General features: G+C 52.7%; 19 protein-coding genes. 1 reads left to right on the forward strand and 18 read right to left on the reverse strand.

The window, feature by feature from the left end; all coding sequences use genetic code 11:
- Window positions 1-94: 94 nt before the first annotated feature.
- The 16 genes from BM299_RS06270 to BM299_RS06345 all read right to left on the reverse strand — a co-directional run bounded on the left by BM299_RS06270 (window position 95) and on the right by BM299_RS06345 (window position 13,053).
- Window positions 95-706: a SpoIIIAH-like family protein gene (locus tag BM299_RS06270; protein ID WP_092482618.1), complete on the reverse strand. Its 612-nt coding sequence runs from the start codon at window positions 704-706 to the stop codon at window positions 95-97.
- A 1-nt stretch (window position 707) separates the two neighbouring features.
- Window positions 708-1,319 (reverse strand): stage III sporulation protein AG, encoded by a 612-nt coding sequence (spoIIIAG, locus tag BM299_RS06275; RefSeq protein WP_092482619.1) that lies wholly within the window; start codon window positions 1,317-1,319, stop codon window positions 708-710.
- A 21-nt stretch (window positions 1,320-1,340) separates the two neighbouring features.
- Window positions 1,341-1,976: a stage III sporulation protein AF gene (locus BM299_RS06280; protein ID WP_092482620.1), complete on the reverse strand. Its 636-nt coding sequence runs from the start codon at window positions 1,974-1,976 to the stop codon at window positions 1,341-1,343.
- Between the two features lie 15 nt (window positions 1,977-1,991).
- Window positions 1,992-3,155, reverse strand: a complete 1,164-nt coding sequence (gene spoIIIAE, locus BM299_RS06285; RefSeq protein WP_092482621.1) for a stage III sporulation protein AE — start codon at window positions 3,153-3,155, stop codon at window positions 1,992-1,994.
- Between the two features lie 24 nt (window positions 3,156-3,179).
- The gene (gene spoIIIAD, locus BM299_RS06290; protein ID WP_092482622.1) at window positions 3,180-3,566 is read right to left on the reverse strand and encodes a stage III sporulation protein AD; all 387 of its coding nucleotides are present in this window, start codon (window positions 3,564-3,566) and stop codon (window positions 3,180-3,182) included.
- Between the two features lie 11 nt (window positions 3,567-3,577).
- Complete coding sequence (gene spoIIIAC, locus BM299_RS06295) at window positions 3,578-3,781, reverse strand: stage III sporulation protein AC (RefSeq protein ID WP_092482623.1); 204 nt, start codon at window positions 3,779-3,781, stop codon at window positions 3,578-3,580.
- A 17-nt stretch (window positions 3,782-3,798) separates the two neighbouring features.
- Window positions 3,799-4,317: a stage III sporulation protein SpoIIIAB gene (gene spoIIIAB / locus BM299_RS06300; protein ID WP_092482624.1), complete on the reverse strand. Its 519-nt coding sequence runs from the start codon at window positions 4,315-4,317 to the stop codon at window positions 3,799-3,801.
- Window positions 4,305-5,267 carry a stage III sporulation protein AA gene (gene spoIIIAA, locus BM299_RS06305; RefSeq protein ID WP_092482701.1) on the reverse strand — a complete coding sequence of 321 codons (963 nt, stop codon included), beginning with the start codon at window positions 5,265-5,267 and terminating at the stop codon, window positions 4,305-4,307. The genes spoIIIAB and spoIIIAA overlap by 13 nt, the downstream gene beginning before the upstream one ends.
- 311 nt (window positions 5,268-5,578) lie before the next feature.
- Complete coding sequence (locus BM299_RS06310) at window positions 5,579-7,267, reverse strand: FAD-dependent oxidoreductase (protein WP_092482625.1); 1,689 nt, start codon at window positions 7,265-7,267, stop codon at window positions 5,579-5,581.
- Window positions 7,268-7,536: 269 nt separating this feature from the next.
- Window positions 7,537-7,983: a CD1247 N-terminal domain-containing protein gene (locus BM299_RS06315; protein ID WP_092482626.1), complete on the reverse strand. Its 447-nt coding sequence runs from the start codon at window positions 7,981-7,983 to the stop codon at window positions 7,537-7,539.
- Window positions 7,984-8,139: 156 nt separating this feature from the next.
- Window positions 8,140-8,697 (reverse strand): elongation factor P, encoded by a 558-nt coding sequence (efp, locus tag BM299_RS06320; protein WP_092482627.1) that lies wholly within the window; start codon window positions 8,695-8,697, stop codon window positions 8,140-8,142.
- A 158-nt stretch (window positions 8,698-8,855) separates the two neighbouring features.
- Window positions 8,856-9,926: a M24 family metallopeptidase gene (locus BM299_RS06325; RefSeq protein WP_092482628.1), complete on the reverse strand. Its 1,071-nt coding sequence runs from the start codon at window positions 9,924-9,926 to the stop codon at window positions 8,856-8,858.
- 65 nt (window positions 9,927-9,991) lie between these two features.
- Entirely contained in the window at window positions 9,992-10,435 is a 444-nt protein-coding gene (gene aroQ, locus BM299_RS06330; RefSeq protein ID WP_092482629.1) for a type II 3-dehydroquinate dehydratase, read from the reverse strand.
- Window positions 10,436-10,572: 137 nt separating this feature from the next.
- Window positions 10,573-11,121: a Uma2 family endonuclease gene (locus tag BM299_RS06335; RefSeq protein ID WP_092482630.1), complete on the reverse strand. Its 549-nt coding sequence runs from the start codon at window positions 11,119-11,121 to the stop codon at window positions 10,573-10,575.
- 164 nt (window positions 11,122-11,285) lie between these two features.
- A complete protein-coding gene (locus tag BM299_RS06340) occupies window positions 11,286-12,638 on the reverse strand; it encodes a TldD/PmbA family protein (RefSeq protein ID WP_092482631.1) in 1,353 nt (450 codons plus the stop codon).
- A 199-nt stretch (window positions 12,639-12,837) separates the two neighbouring features.
- Window positions 12,838-13,053: a hypothetical protein gene (locus BM299_RS06345; RefSeq protein ID WP_092482632.1), complete on the reverse strand. Its 216-nt coding sequence runs from the start codon at window positions 13,051-13,053 to the stop codon at window positions 12,838-12,840.
- 264 nt (window positions 13,054-13,317) lie between these two features.
- Between BM299_RS06345 and BM299_RS06350 the strand changes: the two genes are divergently transcribed.
- Complete coding sequence (locus BM299_RS06350) at window positions 13,318-13,581, forward strand: DUF3243 domain-containing protein (RefSeq protein ID WP_092482633.1); 264 nt, start codon at window positions 13,318-13,320, stop codon at window positions 13,579-13,581.
- A 62-nt stretch (window positions 13,582-13,643) separates the two neighbouring features.
- Here BM299_RS06350 and pilO read toward each other — a convergent pair whose 3' ends face one another.
- Both pilO and BM299_RS06360 read right to left on the reverse strand, forming a co-directional pair.
- Complete coding sequence (gene pilO / locus BM299_RS06355) at window positions 13,644-14,456, reverse strand: type 4a pilus biogenesis protein PilO (RefSeq protein WP_092482634.1); 813 nt, start codon at window positions 14,454-14,456, stop codon at window positions 13,644-13,646.
- Entirely contained in the window at window positions 14,398-15,069 is a 672-nt protein-coding gene (locus BM299_RS06360; protein ID WP_092482635.1) for a PilN domain-containing protein, read from the reverse strand. The genes pilO and BM299_RS06360 overlap by 59 nt, the downstream gene beginning before the upstream one ends.
- Window positions 15,070-15,160: the final 91 nt, after the last annotated feature.

Here is a 15,160-nt window from a genome sequence, read left to right on the forward strand (position 1 = left end):
GAATCGGAGCCAGTCCCTCTTTTACGGTGCAGTAAGTTTTCATTACTTGGCATGAGTTCTATATTCTGAGTCCTGAGTTCTGTGTTCTAATCCGTTATTCCTTGGTAATCACGATCACGCCTTCCTCCGGTACGCCGGTGGCCCGGGCCACCAGTTCGGTAATGGAAGTGCTGTCGGCACCCGCCGTCATTTCTTTGCCTGGTTGCACAATTACGGTAACCGTTTCATTGTCGAGAAAGACAGCGACATCCTGGTATCCCCGGGCCCGGATGAGGTTTTCCAGCTCCATTTCCTGGGATATTATGCTGCTCAGTTCCAGCAGCCTTTCCTGGGCCGCCTTGCGAACTTCCTCATCCGCCGTATCAGACGCCATCACCTCGCGTATGGTTTCCATTTCCATGCCCCTGGCGCGTTCCCGGTTCATGCGGGTCTCCACAAAATAGGCGGTGTTGTCCCGGTAACCTCCCTCCTGCACGGCAGCCGGTTCGGGCGCGTCAGCTTCGTGTTTTTCCGCATCAGCAACGGGGCCGGCTCCTTCCCCGTCCGTCTCGGTCACTGTGACCGAAGCGGCGGTGGTCTTTTTCTCTTGCAGGCCGATTATCTTTTCAGTGACTCCGCTAAACCCCACCGCGCAAAAAACAATTCCCGCCAGGACCAGTATCACAAGCACAATTTTTTTGCGATTTATTTTAATAACCTTGATCATTTTAATCCCCCCTCTTCATGGGTAAAACAATGATTTTATGCGGTTCAACCCCCAGCGCCACTTGGGCGGCCCGGAACAGGTCGGCCTTGACCCGGGGTATCCCGGCTCCCTCGGCCACCACCAGTACACCGGCCAGATCTGGCGCCACTTCCCTTTTCACCACCGGTGTTTCATAACCCTGACCGCCCCGGGCGATAACTACCGTCCGGGAGTCGGTGTTCTCAGTTATTTGCCTGGAACCGCCGTCCTGGTCCTGTTCTTCCGTAGTCTTTAATCCCGTAGTGGTGTTGATGGCATAATCGCTGTGGGTGGACGTAGCCAGCTGCACCGTAACCTGCACTTGCCCGGCCCCGGCAACCTGTTCCAGCATTTGCTGCAATTCGGCGGCCAGTTCCCGTTCCTCCCTGGTCATGACCGACTGTCCGACCGGTTTTTCCTCACCCGCCCCGGCCGCCGGTTCATTGCCGGGCGGCGCCTGCTGCGGCCCGGAAACCGCACCGTTGCCCGTACAACTACCCAGGAGTAGCAGCATGACACCAAGTAAGAACAATATCAACAACACCCAAAATTGCTTGTTTCTGGGGTTAAACAAATTATTATCTTCCCCGGCCATAAAATCACCTCGCACTTATTATCATTGAAATTCAATTTTAACCTGCCCGGACGGCAAGTTGTAAAATTCGGCCACCGCCCCGGCCACACCGGCAGCGGCTTTCCTTTCTTCCGGTGTGGGAACCCCGGCAGCCCCTTTTGCTCCATCACCCACATCATCTCCTACGTTTATCACCACCGGCTGCACACCCGCCACGGTACCGCCCGCACCCGTCGTTTCCGCCTGCTTTGCAGTGCCGGTATTGAAAACAATGGTAATTTCATCAATACTGTTATTCTCCGGCCCGATTTTAACCCGGGCATCCACTGCATTAACATCGGCGTGCAGCTTGGCCAGCGATAGCACCTGCCCGGCCACTCCCTCGCTGTACCGGCGCGCCGCTTCGTCCCGGCTTAATTCCGATAACTGCTTGCCCGCGGCCATAATATCCTCCAGAGACGGGGAACCGTTATCCGAAACGGTGACCCGGGGCACTTCCCGCAGCAATTCGCTGTTCACCACTCCGGCGGCGGTTTGCATTACGGCGATAATAACCAACAGGCCCATCACCATTTTGACGTAACGGCGCATGTCACCCCGTGGCAGCAGCATTTCCATGAATACCGCCAGCACTACAATAACCACCAGGGTTTGTATCAATTCGCGCAGTACATCCATGCAATATACGACCTCCTAATGCAGCATCACCGTAATATTGCCCAGCCCCACCACAATAGCCAGAGCAAAGAAAAACAACAGTCCCACCATGGCCACGGCACCGAATACGGTAATCAGGCTGTTACCCAGCCCGTTCAGGCAGTCGCTGATTTTTTCCTCCCCCACGGGCTGGATTACCGCCCCGGCCAACTTGTATATAAAAGCAATGGTAATAATTTTCACCAGGGGGATGATGACAATCATGGCGATCAATAAAACCCCGGCAATGCCCACCGCGTTTTTCATCAGCAGGGACGAGCGAATCACCGCTTCCAGGGCGTCGCTGAACACGCCGCCCACCACAGGAATAAAGGTATCGGTGGCAAACTTGGCCGTCCGGAAAGTAACGCTGTCCCCCACTGCTCCGGCCACCCCTTGGATGGCCATTACCCCCAGGAATATGGTACTCAAAAGACCCATCAGACCCATGGCCACCCCTTTAAGCAGGCCGGCCAGCCTGGATACCTGAAAGTGCTTGGACAATCCGCTAACGATTTCCAGGATTGCCGCAAAGAAAATTAACGGTAGAATAATATTTTTAATAATCGTGCCAGACGCAGTGATGGTAATAAAAATTAAGGGATGGAATATCGCTGCCGAGGTAATTCCCCCCACGGCCACCAGCAGCGTCAGCAGCAGGGGCAGCAGGGCCTGCATCAAAGTGACCATTTTATCCACAACCTCGCGGCCCAGCTGGATGGCCAGGCCGAAAGATCCCACGGCAATGGTAATCAGCACCAGGTAAGCCACCATGTGGGTAAGCTGCCCGGTACTGCTTTTTTCAAAAGCCCCGGCCAGATTCTGCAATACCGCGCAGATCACCGCCAGTACCACCAGCTTGCCCAGCAAGGCCGAATTGGCCACCACCTCGCGGAAAATGTACTGCACGCACCGGTTGAATATGTCCGCCGGCTGCAACGAAATGTCCCCGGTGGCCAGCCCCCTGACCAGGGATTTGAAATCGGTTTCCGGCAGCGCGCTTTGCAACTCATAATCCATCCGGTTGATAAACTGTTGAATTTGTCCCATGTCCAGCTTGTTCATCTGCTCGTCCATTACGCTGCCGGCGTCCGGTGCCGCCCGGGCCGCAGTGGGGAATACGGTAGTCATTAATAGAAACAACAACCAAAGAATTGCCATGTTTTTCTTCAGGTCGATCCCCCCTTACGGTATCAACCGCAACAGTGCCTGCAGCACCGCCACCACGATCGGCACCGCCAGCATGAGCACCATTACCTTGGCGGCCAGTTCCACCTTAACCGCAAAGGCGCCCTGGTCTGCATCACGGCATATCTGTGCGATAAAATCAGCTATATAAGCGATACCTATGATTTTCAGCAAAGTGCCAATATAAATAGAACTAATGTCAGCCCGATCTGATAACTGCTTTAAAATGTCTACAACAGCGCCGATCTTGCCCAGCACCAGCAGGAAGATGACCACGCCGACAGCAATGCTGAGCATGAGGGCCATAGGCGGCGTTTTATATTTCAACACCATGGCCAGTACCGCGCCGGTCAGGGCGATACCGGAAATCTGCAAAATATCCATCTCACCACCGCCTAAAACAGTTTAAATACCGACTTGACCTCTTCAAAAAGGGTGCCCAGCATCTGGATCACCATGATCAGCACCACAGCAATACCCGTCAGGGTCACCGCAAACCCGTAATCCTCCTTGCCAGAATTTTTCAATACCGTGTGGGCCACAGCCACCAAAATACCAATGCCGGCTATCTTAAAAATCAAGTCGATGTTGGCACCCATAAGCACTCCTCCTTTTTTTAATAAAGCGCCAGAACAACCAACAAGCCGCCCAGTAAACCTAAATAATTCCACAACTTGACGTTTTTGGCCGCCTGGTCTTCGGCAGCAGCCAGGGCCATTTTCAACTGCTCCTCGGCCAGGCGCAGATGCTTGCCCTGGTCTTCCCGGTCGGAAAGGCCGATGCTGTTTCCCAGGCCGCGCAATATGCCCACGTCGCTGCGACTCAGCGCGCTCCGGGGTGAATAATCCGCCAGGGCCTGGTTCCAGGCCTCCCGGGCCGAGATTCCCCGGCTGGACTGCAATTCAACGGCCACATACCGGAAAAACGCGGCGGCCGGCTGGTCAACCTGTTCCGCCAGCCGGCTGAAGGCATCCGGCAGCGGTGTGGCCACGTAGGTGATTTCCGTTTCCAGCACTTGCAGCGCAGCCATAAACTGCCGCAGTTCCACCGGGCGGCGGGCATAACCCATGGCCACCCGCCAACCGGCCAGCCCGGTGGCTGATATGACCAACAGCCCGCCAATTAACTTGAGCACGTTTTTTTCACCCCCAGGTGGGGCAAATCATGCCCGCTAAAAATTTTTTCCACCGTGCCCACACCCCGGGAGCGCCCCAGGAGCACAAACCGGTCGATGACATTCAGTTGCAAAAGGTATCTAAGGGCCGGACGGTTGGCCAGTTCCTGCAGCGAAGAACCGTGAATGGTCACCACCACGCGCACCCCGGCGTTAAAAACCTCTTCCAGGGCCTGCACGTCCTCCATCCGGCCGATTTCATCGGTGGCAATAACATCGGGCGACATGGCCCGCAGCAGCATCATCATACCCTGGTCTTTGGGGCAGCCGTCCAGCACATCCGTCCTGACCCCCACGTCCATTTGCGGCACCCCCAGATGGCAGCCTGCAATTTCAGAACGCTCATCCACCATACCCACCGTGCGACCGGCAAAACCCAGGGCCGGGACGCCGTTGCTGATTTGTCGCACCAAATCCCGGAGCAGGGTCGTTTTACCGCAGCGGGGCGGCGAAAAAATTACCGTATGGTAGATATTGTTGGCTTTATGGTCAATAAGCTGTTTTATCAATTCACCGGCTATACCTTTTATCTCCCGGCAAACGCGGATATTTAGGCCGGACAGGTGTTTAAGAGTTTTGACCCGACCGTTTTCCAGCACGGCCTTGCCGGTCAGCCCCACCCTGTGGCCGCCGGGAAGGGTCACATACCCGTTTTTTAATTCCTCTTCCAAGGCATATATGGAATAACCGCTTATGTTTTGCACCACCTTTTCCAGGTCCGCGGCAGACACCAGATATCCATTTGACGAGCCGGCTTCAAATCCGCCGTCGCGCCGCACGAAATAATCGCGATCGCCCACCCCCAGCAAGAGCGGCCTGTCCCGCCGCAGCCTGATCTCCTCCAGCACGGCCAGGTAACGCAACGGTACGCGCCCGATTATTTCCTGCAGGTTCGGCGGCAGAAAAGTCATTATATCCCGCCAAGCACCGGCGGGGGTGGTTTTTGTTTTAACCGCCGGAAAACCGCCCACAGCGCACCCCCCTTTCACCCTATAGCCAGTCCGTTTATTTATAATCTATTTACCCCATTGGAAAAATATACCCAAAAAAAGGGGACTGGCTCCATTTTCGTTTTTTGAAAATGGTGCCTGTCCCCTTTTTTTACCATGGCTTCGTAAAAGGGGGACTGGCACCGATTCAAAAAACGAATCGGAGCCAGTCCCCCTTTTACGGTGTCAATCCCCCTTTTTACGATACCCGACGACCGACTACGAACCACCGACTACAACTGGTACGGCCAGGCCTGCAGGCCGCCCTCCATGTATTTCACATCCTCGAAGCCCGCGCCCTTCAAGGTGCGCAGCGCTTCGTAACTCCTGGTACCCAGAGCGCAGATAACCACGATTTCCTTGTCCCTGGGAACTTCGTCAATCTTTTCGCGCAGGTCGCCCAGCACCACCAGCTTTACCCGGTTATCCTTCAGGCGGCGCATCTTAAACTGCGGCTCGGTGCGCACGTCCAGGATCACCATGTCATCGCCGCGATCCATTTTCTGCTTCAATTCCCGGGGGGTGATGGTTTCGGCCAGCCCGGCCACCTTGTTGCGCACAATATTGGCCGCATGCGTGCTCACGTCAATGGGCGTGGAGAACGGCGGGGCATAGCCCAGGTCCACTTCAGCCAGCTGCTCCACAGTGGCGCCCATGGTAATGGCGGTAGCTGTCACGTCGATGCGTTTCACGGCGTCGCCTTGGCCCAGGGCCTGAGCGCCCAGGATTTTGCCCGTGCCCTCTTCAGTAACCAGTTTCATCAACACCATGCCGTGCTCCGGGTGGTAGTGAGTACGGTCAAAGCCGTGATACAAGCTGGTAACCACATTGTAGCCCAGATCGCGGGCCTGTTTTTCGCTCAAACCGGTGCGGCCGATGTTGAAGCCCATGGAGTGCAACACCCCGGTGGCCAATATGCCGCGAAAAACGGAATCGCCACCGGCCACGTTGTCGCCCACCACGCGCCCCTGCCGGTTGGCATAGGTGGCCAGAGGCACGTAAACCTTTTTGCCGCTCACCAGGTGGGTATTTTCCACGCAATCGCCCAGGGCGTAAATATCCGGGTCGCTGGTCTGCAGGTGCTCGTTTACGGCAATGGCGCCGGTTTCACCAATGGTCAGGCCGGCCTGCCGGGCCAGTTCCACGTTGGGACGCACCCCCACGGACACCACGACCAGTTCGGCGTCAATGGTCCCCTGGTCGGTAACAACGGCGGTGACGTTGCCCTCTTCATCCCCCTCCAGCTTCAGAACCTTTTGTCCCAGGTAAAACTCAATACCCTGTTCCGTCAGCTTCTTAGCCAGCACCTCGGCCATATCCGCATCCAGAACGCCCGGCAAAATCTGATCCTGCAGCTCCACCACGGAACAGAACATGTGCAGCTTCATCAGGGCATCCGCCGTTTCCAGGCCGATGAACCCGGCACCCACGATAACGGCCTCGCCGCCCTCCCCTTTATCCAGATATTCCTTGATTTTCTGGGCGTCGTCCGGGTGATTGAGCTTGTATACGCCCTTCAAATTCAACCCCTCGATGGGCGGCACAAAGGGGTCCGCACCGGTGGCAATGACCAACTTGTCGTAAGGAACAGCATATTTTTCACCGGTAACCAGGTTTTCCACGTGCACTTCCTTTTTCTCCCGGTCTATTGACCTGGCTTCGGTTTGGGTTAATACCCGGCAACCCTTTTCACGCCAGAAATACTCCTCATTCCTGATCACTCCGTAAGTGGTTTCAAACAGGTGATCGAACTTGGATACCTCGCCGGACAGGTAAAACGGCATACCGCATCCCGCGTAAGAAATAAGTTTACCTTTTTCAATAATGGTGATTTCCGCATCCGGCGCCACGCGACGCGCCCTGGCCGCCGCCTTGGGGCCTGCAGCCACGCCGCCGATGATTACTATTTTCTGCGCGCTCATTTATCTCCCACCTTCCGATGTTGAAATTTTACCGGGCGAATTATAACCGCGCCCGTGTGCAATTTTTGAACATTAATCCATTTAAAACCTGGAACTATTTTAATTTGGACGGGCAGGATAAGTCAAGGACCTGTAAACAATTAAATGATTAAATTAATATAAATAAATATTATGAACTGTAAGCTGTTACTGCCGCAAAAAGGGGACTGGCTCCTTTTTTACATTTTGAAAAAGGTGCCTGTCCCCTTTTTTTGGCGCTCCGCAAAATCTTATATATCATCCTCCACTATCGCAGCCGGGGCTGTACCATCCAGAGTCTCCGGCTCATCAGCCGTTTCAAAGTCATCGTCATTGACAAAAACAACCTCGTCGCAGTTGGGACAGGTTACTTCAATAACATCATCTTCCTCAATGATCTCCGGGTCAAAGAGAACCGTTTCCCCGCAGCGCGGGCAATCCACTTCCACGTATTCTTCGTAATCGTCCATTTCCTCGTCGTGGATGTCATTTTCCAGCGCGTATAAATCTTCGTCCAGTGTTTCAACATATTCTTCCAACTGTTCCTGGGCACTTTCCAGCTCCGTAAAAGAGTCGGCGATATCTTCCAGTACATTGATAATGCCGTTAAGCAGCTTGCCCTCTTTACTCTCCGCGTCTACGTTCATACCGTTGGAAAGCCCCTGCAAATATGCTACTTTCGATCTGAGATCAGACATGAAAAAACCCCCTTTGTAGTAACGTAACAAGCCTAGTATTACTCGTTCAGAGGGTTTTTAAACATATATTTCCTAAGAAAGGGGACAGGCACTGTAAAAGGGGGACTGGCTCCGATTCGTTTTGTGAATCGGTGCCTGTCCCCTTTCTTAATCTTTTTAAGCGCGCTTAATATAATGGCCGGTGCGGGTATCAATCTGCAATATATCCCCCGTGTTCACGAAGAACGGCACCTGCACCACGTACCCCGTTTCCAAGGTGGCCGGCTTGGACCCGCCGGAGGCCGTATCACCCTTGATACCCGGCGCGGTATCTATTACTTCCAGTTCCACAACATTGGGCAGATCCACGCCGATGGACCGTCCCTGGAACATCATCAGGGTGATGGTCATATTCTCCTTGAGGAACTTCACGGCGTCCCCCAACTGCTCTTTATTCATACTGAACTGGTCGTAAGACTCCATATCCATAAAGTGGTAATCTGCGCCGTCATTGTAAAGGTATTGGCATTCCCGGCGATCTATCCGCGCCCTGGGAATTTTTTCACCGGCGTTAAAGGTTTTGTCCACGACAGCGCCGGTCCGTAAGTTTTTCAGTTTGGAACGCACAAAAGCCGCGCCCTTGCCCGGCTTTACATGCTGGAAATCCACGACCTGATATACGTCACCCTCCAGTTCAATGGTCAGGCCGGTGCGAAAATCATTGGTTGAAATCAAATTACCCCGCCTCCTCGAAAATACCTGAATTTATGTTAACACATAACTGTGGTATTTTTTTCCTTAAAGTTTCCTCCACAATATAAGGCTTTTGAAACTATCCTTGGGGCAAGCCGCGGTCAAAAACACCACAGTTTAAATCTTACACTATAAATAAATTAAAGGTGGATTAATTTATCCTTGGGCGAATGCGTCAGCAACCGGCAACCGCCCCGTTCAACCACCACACTGTCCTCGATACGCACGCCGCCGACGCCGGGCAGGTAAACACCCGGTTCGACGGTAACCACCATGCCCTCCTGCAAAACGGTATCGTCCCTGGATGAAAGGCGCGGTCCCTCGTGGACCGCCAATCCTACCCCGTGGCCGGTACTGTGACCGAAATAGTCACCGTACCCCCGCGACTCAATCACATCCCGGGCGGCCTTGTCCACCGCGCAGGCCGGGACCCCGGCCTTGACCGCCGCCAGGCCCGCCATCTGTGCCTCAAGGACAATATCGTAAATTTCCTTTATTTTATCAGGCGGCTTCCCCAAAGCCACCGTCCGCGTCATATCGGAATTGTAAAAATCCAAAACAACCCCAAAGTCCATGGTGATGACGTCCCCCGGCCGGATGGTCCGCTCCGATGCCACCCCGTGGGGCAGCGACGCACGGGGACCCGAGGCGATGATAAAGGGAAAGGCCGTACCTTGCGCGCCCCGGCGGCGCAAAAACATTTCCAATTCCAGACCTATTTCACTCTCACTCATGCCGGGTTTTATATAGCCGCAAATATGGGCAAACCCCTCATCCAGCAGGGCCATGGACCTTTGTATGGCGGCCAGTTCAGCACTGTCCTTGACCAGGCGAAACCTTTCAATTATTCCTTCAACGGGGCGTAGTTCCACCCCGGCCAATTTTTCCTGCAAAGTACGGTAAAGTTTAAAGTTTATGTAGTCCGCCTCGAAGCCCAGGGAACGCAAGTCCGTCTTCTCCTGCATAGCTGCCAGGGTATCCGGCAGGGTTTCCTGCATCCTGACAATCTCCAGGTGCGGGCTTTGTTCCTTGGCCTGTTCCAGGTAACGAAAATCAGTTATTAAATATGCTTTCTCACCGGTCACCAGCAGCGCGCCGGAACTACCGGTAAAACCGCTTAAATACAGCCTGTTTTCCGGCTGCAGTACCAGTATTGCGTCAAGCCCGGAGCCTTCAAGAGATCCGGCCAATTTCCACACGCGTTTGAACATATTGTTTCCCCGCCCTGCAAATTAATGCCCCGTACTTTTGTCCGGTTAAACACCGTAAACTGCATTTAACTCTGCCGCGACTGCACCACTTCCACCGCCGCCCGCAAGGCCAGCAGATAACCCGCCGCGCCAAAACCGGAAATCTGCCCCGCCGCCACCGGGGCGATCACCGAATGCCTCCGGAAATCCTCCCGGGCGTGAATATTGGAAATATGCACCTCAATCACCGGCACGCCTATGGCCGCCACCGCATCCCGCAGGGCATAGCTGTAATGGGTGTACGCGCCGGGGTTGAAAATCACCGCCTCATATTCACCCCACGCGGACTGCAGGCGGTCCACCAGTTCGCCCTCATGATTGGACTGGTAAAAATCCACTTCCACCCCCAGCCTTTGGGCCAGGGACGATATCGACGCGTTGATTTCCTCCAGCGTTCCGGTGCCGTATACGCCGGGCTCCCGTCGACCCAGCAGGTTGAGATTCGGACCGTTTAAAACTAATATTTTCACAACTGTCCCCCTAAAAATACTGGAAATATTTTAGCACAAAAGCCCCGGGTTGCAAAGGCAAGATAAGTATAAAGATCGAAATCAGTGGTGTTTGGCAGTTTTATGCAAGCTATACGTATTGGCGGAATGAGCTTAACTTAGGTAAATATTTTTTGCAAGTTTATTTCCAATCCGGATAACAATGGGGATGATAATGTTTCTTTGCGGTTATATGCGCCGGCGATTTGCCAGTATTTCGCGCCGGGGATTAATACTTCAACCACCCCGTTATCCGGGTCAACAATCCAGTATTCTTTTACGCCGTGAGCGTAATATAACCTGCTTTTTTCCACTTTGTCGCGGCTTGCCGTTGACGGGGAAAGTACTTCTACAACCAAATCGGGAGCACCGTCAATGTATTGTTCTTTGATAATGTCAAGCCGTTCTTTTGAAATATATAAAATATCCGGTTGAGGTTTGTCTTCCGGGGTCAACACAACGTCGGTCGGCGCGTAAAACACAACGCCCAAATTATTCTCCTGAATAAAATTTTTAATAGCTGCAAATATTTCCCCGCTTATTCGTTGATGAATAGTTTTAGGCGCCGGAACCAATATTAAATCACCACCGATTATTTCATACCGGTTATCGTCGTTTATTTTCAGATAATCTTCATAAGTGAAATACTTGTTTTGTTCAATCTGCATATAGCCACCCACTTTTCTATTGATGGTTATGAATACTATAACAAATTTTTGATTAAATAGAAATAACCCCCGTAAACAAGGGGGTTAAACAGGGTCAGACTTTAACTTGTTTAAACCAACTACAATATTTGCATATTAGAATTTAAGAGTTAGTTTAAATTAGTTTAAGCCTGACCCCCGCCGCTGATGCTCATGCGGGAGATACGGATGGTGGGGGCACCCTTGCCGCCGAAAAACTGCAGGTCATTGCCCACCGCATCCACGTTGCGCAGCAGTTCAGTGATGTTGCCGGCGATGGCCATGCCCCGCACCGGGCGGGTGATTTGACCGTTTTCAATCCACAACCCGCCGGCGCCCAGGGAAAAGTCGCCGGAAATGGGGTTGGCGGTATGCAGGCCCATCACTTCGGTTACATAAAACCCGCTTTCTACTTCGCCGATAATTTGTTCCGCCGTCTTGTCGCCCGGCTCAATGAAAAAGTTGGTGGTGCCCACCTCCGGCGTCCCCTTGAAGGAACCGCGCACCCCGTTACCGGTGGACAGCACGCCGTCCTTGGCAGCGGTGTAAGTATTGTGTAAAAACCCCTGCAGCTTGCCACCGTGGATCAATACCGTTCTGGACGTGGGGACACCTTCGCCGTCAAAGGGGGAAGAGGAAATACCGTTTTTCAGCGTGCCGTCATCAATGATGTTAACCTGTTCGGAAGCAACCTGCCGGCCCACCTTGCCGGCGAACAGGGAACGCCCCTTTTGCACCGCCTCGGCTGACAGGGCGGGGGCCAGCAGGCCCAAAAAACCCGTGGCCACGTAGGGCTCCAGCACTACAGCCGCCTGCTGCGTGGCGCCGGGCTTGGCCCCCAGCATGCGCACCGCCCGGCCCGCCGCCTGTTTACCCAACTGCGCGGGGTCCAAATCGTTAAATCGCAGGCTGTATTTCAATGCAAAACCGGTCTGGCTGTCTTCTCCCTCACCGGCTACCAGGGATATGTACATGCCGCAGTAAGCCCCGCCGTAGTGCAGGGACAGGCCGTGGGAGTTGACCAGCGTCACCTCGGCTTCCCCGTCCTGGTAAGTGGAACTTTCAATAATTTTAATTCGGTTGTCGAAAGCCCGGGCCTCGTTTTCCATAGTGCGGGCCATTTCAATTTTATTTTCCACGGCCGCGGCCCGGATGGCCGGGTCATATAAATCCATCTCCGGGTAACCGGGCGCCGGTTTGGGTAAAACGCGATGTGGATCGGGCTCGGCGCAGGAAGCATTGGCCAGCGCTTGCCTAACCGCCTCTTCCACGGCGGTATCCTCCAGGTCGGTGGTAAAGGCAAAGCCCGTTTTGCCGTCCGCCATGATCCTGATGCCCATGCCCCGGTCCTCGGCCAGTTTCATGGTTTCCACCGCACCGTTGCGCACTTCTATATTCAGTTCCTTGCTGTTGCTGATATATGCCTCGGCCATACCGGCGCCCAGTTGCAGCGCTTTCTGGACCGCGTCTGATGCGTGTTTCTGATACTTGGATTCCATAGTTTTAACCTCTCTCCTTTCACTTAAATTAGTATAATTCAATGAAAAATAAACTATTCCTTTTCATGCCAATATAAAAAGCGCGCTTAAATCAGTTCCCTTAATGCGCGCTTTTTAATAATTTATCCCTTAGCCCTTGCCATATATATAGCAAGGCATAATTTAAAAAAGTAAACAAAAAACTGCCGCAAACAGGCAGTTAATGAAGAAAAGAGGAACTGGCAGTCAAAGCAATCAAGTCCTTGATTGATACCGGCGCCAATTCCTGAACTGATACCTCGGACACTGAATTGGGGTCCAACATTGCCACAATAGCCACCTTTTCACCGGTTTGCTGGTCGGTATAGAACCCGATGATACAGAACTGGGCCTCCCCGCCGGCAACCTTTCTGGTGACAATATCACCTATTCTCATTAATAAATACCTCCTACAGGAAGTATCACCTCACCGGAAAATGTTTTTTCCTGCTTAAAATACAAAAATTTATATTATATGCGCCTCTTTAACACCATATGCCACAATACCGGGAATTGTGTCATAAAATAAATAGCTGTAATTTCATATGCTGGTTATTTTTGAAAAAATATACTTATGGCCGCGCATAACTTTATCTTTACCGGGGAAAATAAAAATAAATCATGACCATACACTTGAAACTATAACAAGGTGGTGTAAAATATGGATTTTAATTTCAAGCAAAACGCCAACACTGACTGGGAAACCTGGAAAAACTACCTGAAAAACGCCATGGAATTTGCCGAAGAACTGGGTATCGGGCGCGATAAAATCCAGTCCCTGGCCTACCAGGTGGGGGACCTGCTGGCCCAGAACGTTCCCCCGTCCAACCCGGAGCAGCAGGCCATCAAGGAACTCTGGCAGGTGGCAGATGCCAACGAGCGTCAAACCCTGGCCCGCTTGATGACCAAGGTAGTTAACCAGTAACCGGACATATGCGCGGGAGCGCCCGGAATTCACCGGGCGCTCTCGAAATTACGAATATATGATCATTTAAGATAAAAATCCCGAGGTGCCCCGGCGGGCAACCCGATTTGGCCAATGTTGCCACTTTTATAGCCTGAAGAAGATTGTACCGGGTGCCCCGTACCCTGGTCACCGTCAACACCGCCGGCATTATCACCGCCGGTTGTTTCTCCCCCCGGGGGAGGCATGAATACGTTGTAGGCCGGAAGAGTGCCGAATTTCCCGGTCATAAACGGGTAAGTTTCCGGTTCCCGGCCGGGTGTTCCCAAAACGTAAAACTCCGCTGTAATATTGCAGGTAACCCATTTGCCACCCGCGGGAGTAAATTCAACTGCGGCCACCCGAACCCGCCGGTGGTAATTTTCCAATTGTTCCAGGAAGCGGTACACATCAATTAATGAACCCTCCACGGTCAGCGAAACCGGTAACCTGCCGAAACCGTTTTCCTGTTGATATTTTTCAAAGACAATTTTTTCCGAATACAGGTTATTCTCCCGCACCAGGTGATACATGTCAACCAGCACCGAAGCCTCACCCAGCTGCGCGGGAACCTGCATATGTAAATTGGCCAATTTGGCCTGTAATTCATTTTTTTCTTTTAGCAAGGCCGCGACATTGTCGTATCCCCGCGCCCTGTACTCGTCCAATACCTCCCGGCGGGACGCCAGTTCCGCGGACAGTTGATTTATTTCCTCCATTTGAACTGTATAAACCTCACGGTAATACAGGAACAGCAACAGCAAGACGACAAATATGCAGGCCAGCACCTTTTCCCGCTTACTCAAGTTTACGTTTAAGTTTGCTTTCAACCTCTTCCTTAATACTGTCGGCAACATTTTTCTCCCCTGCGCTTTCTACCTCCCCTGACGGTTCCTCCTCCTGTTCCGCCTGCACGACGCCACGTAAAGTAAGATTAAAAGTAAACGGCTCTGCAACTTTGATCAGGGGAACTTCCTTGCCCTGCAAAGTTACCTCTTCAAAAAGCCCGGTATTGCGCAGTGCCACCACTACCCGGGCAATATCCACAGGGTCATCGGTTATTACGCTCAGTTCCAATGTTTTTCCCGATACGTATTTCAAGGAAGATATGTATACTCCGGCCGGCAAAGCCAGGGAAACGCGATCCAACAGCGCTACAAAATTTTTATCTTCTTCCTCAATATGATTCAATGCTGCCAGCTTGTCCCGGTACTCTTTTCTAACCTCTTCCAATTCTTCATATACCGGCGCAGCTTTTTCCAACTCGGCAATATACTCATTTACTTCCCTGATATCGGCGCGGGCGGTGGCCGCCATATTTTCCGGGATCCAGTAGATCGTCCCCAGCAAAACGCCCATAATCCACAACGCCACCGCCGCCACGAAGAATTGCCTGCGCCGCCGGGCACGTTCAATAACTGTTTGCGGTATAAAGTTTAAGTCTTTACTGTATATATTATACGCTTTCAATAGTACACCTCGCGCATTTCCAGCAGCAGGCATACAGCCACCATATATTCACCTTCCGGAGGAAGTAAGATACCTTTAATGCAAACTTTCC

This window comes from Desulfoscipio geothermicus DSM 3669 (assembly GCF_900115975.1).
Taxonomy (GTDB): domain Bacteria; phylum Bacillota; class Desulfotomaculia; order Desulfotomaculales; family Desulfallaceae; genus Desulfoscipio; species Desulfoscipio geothermicus.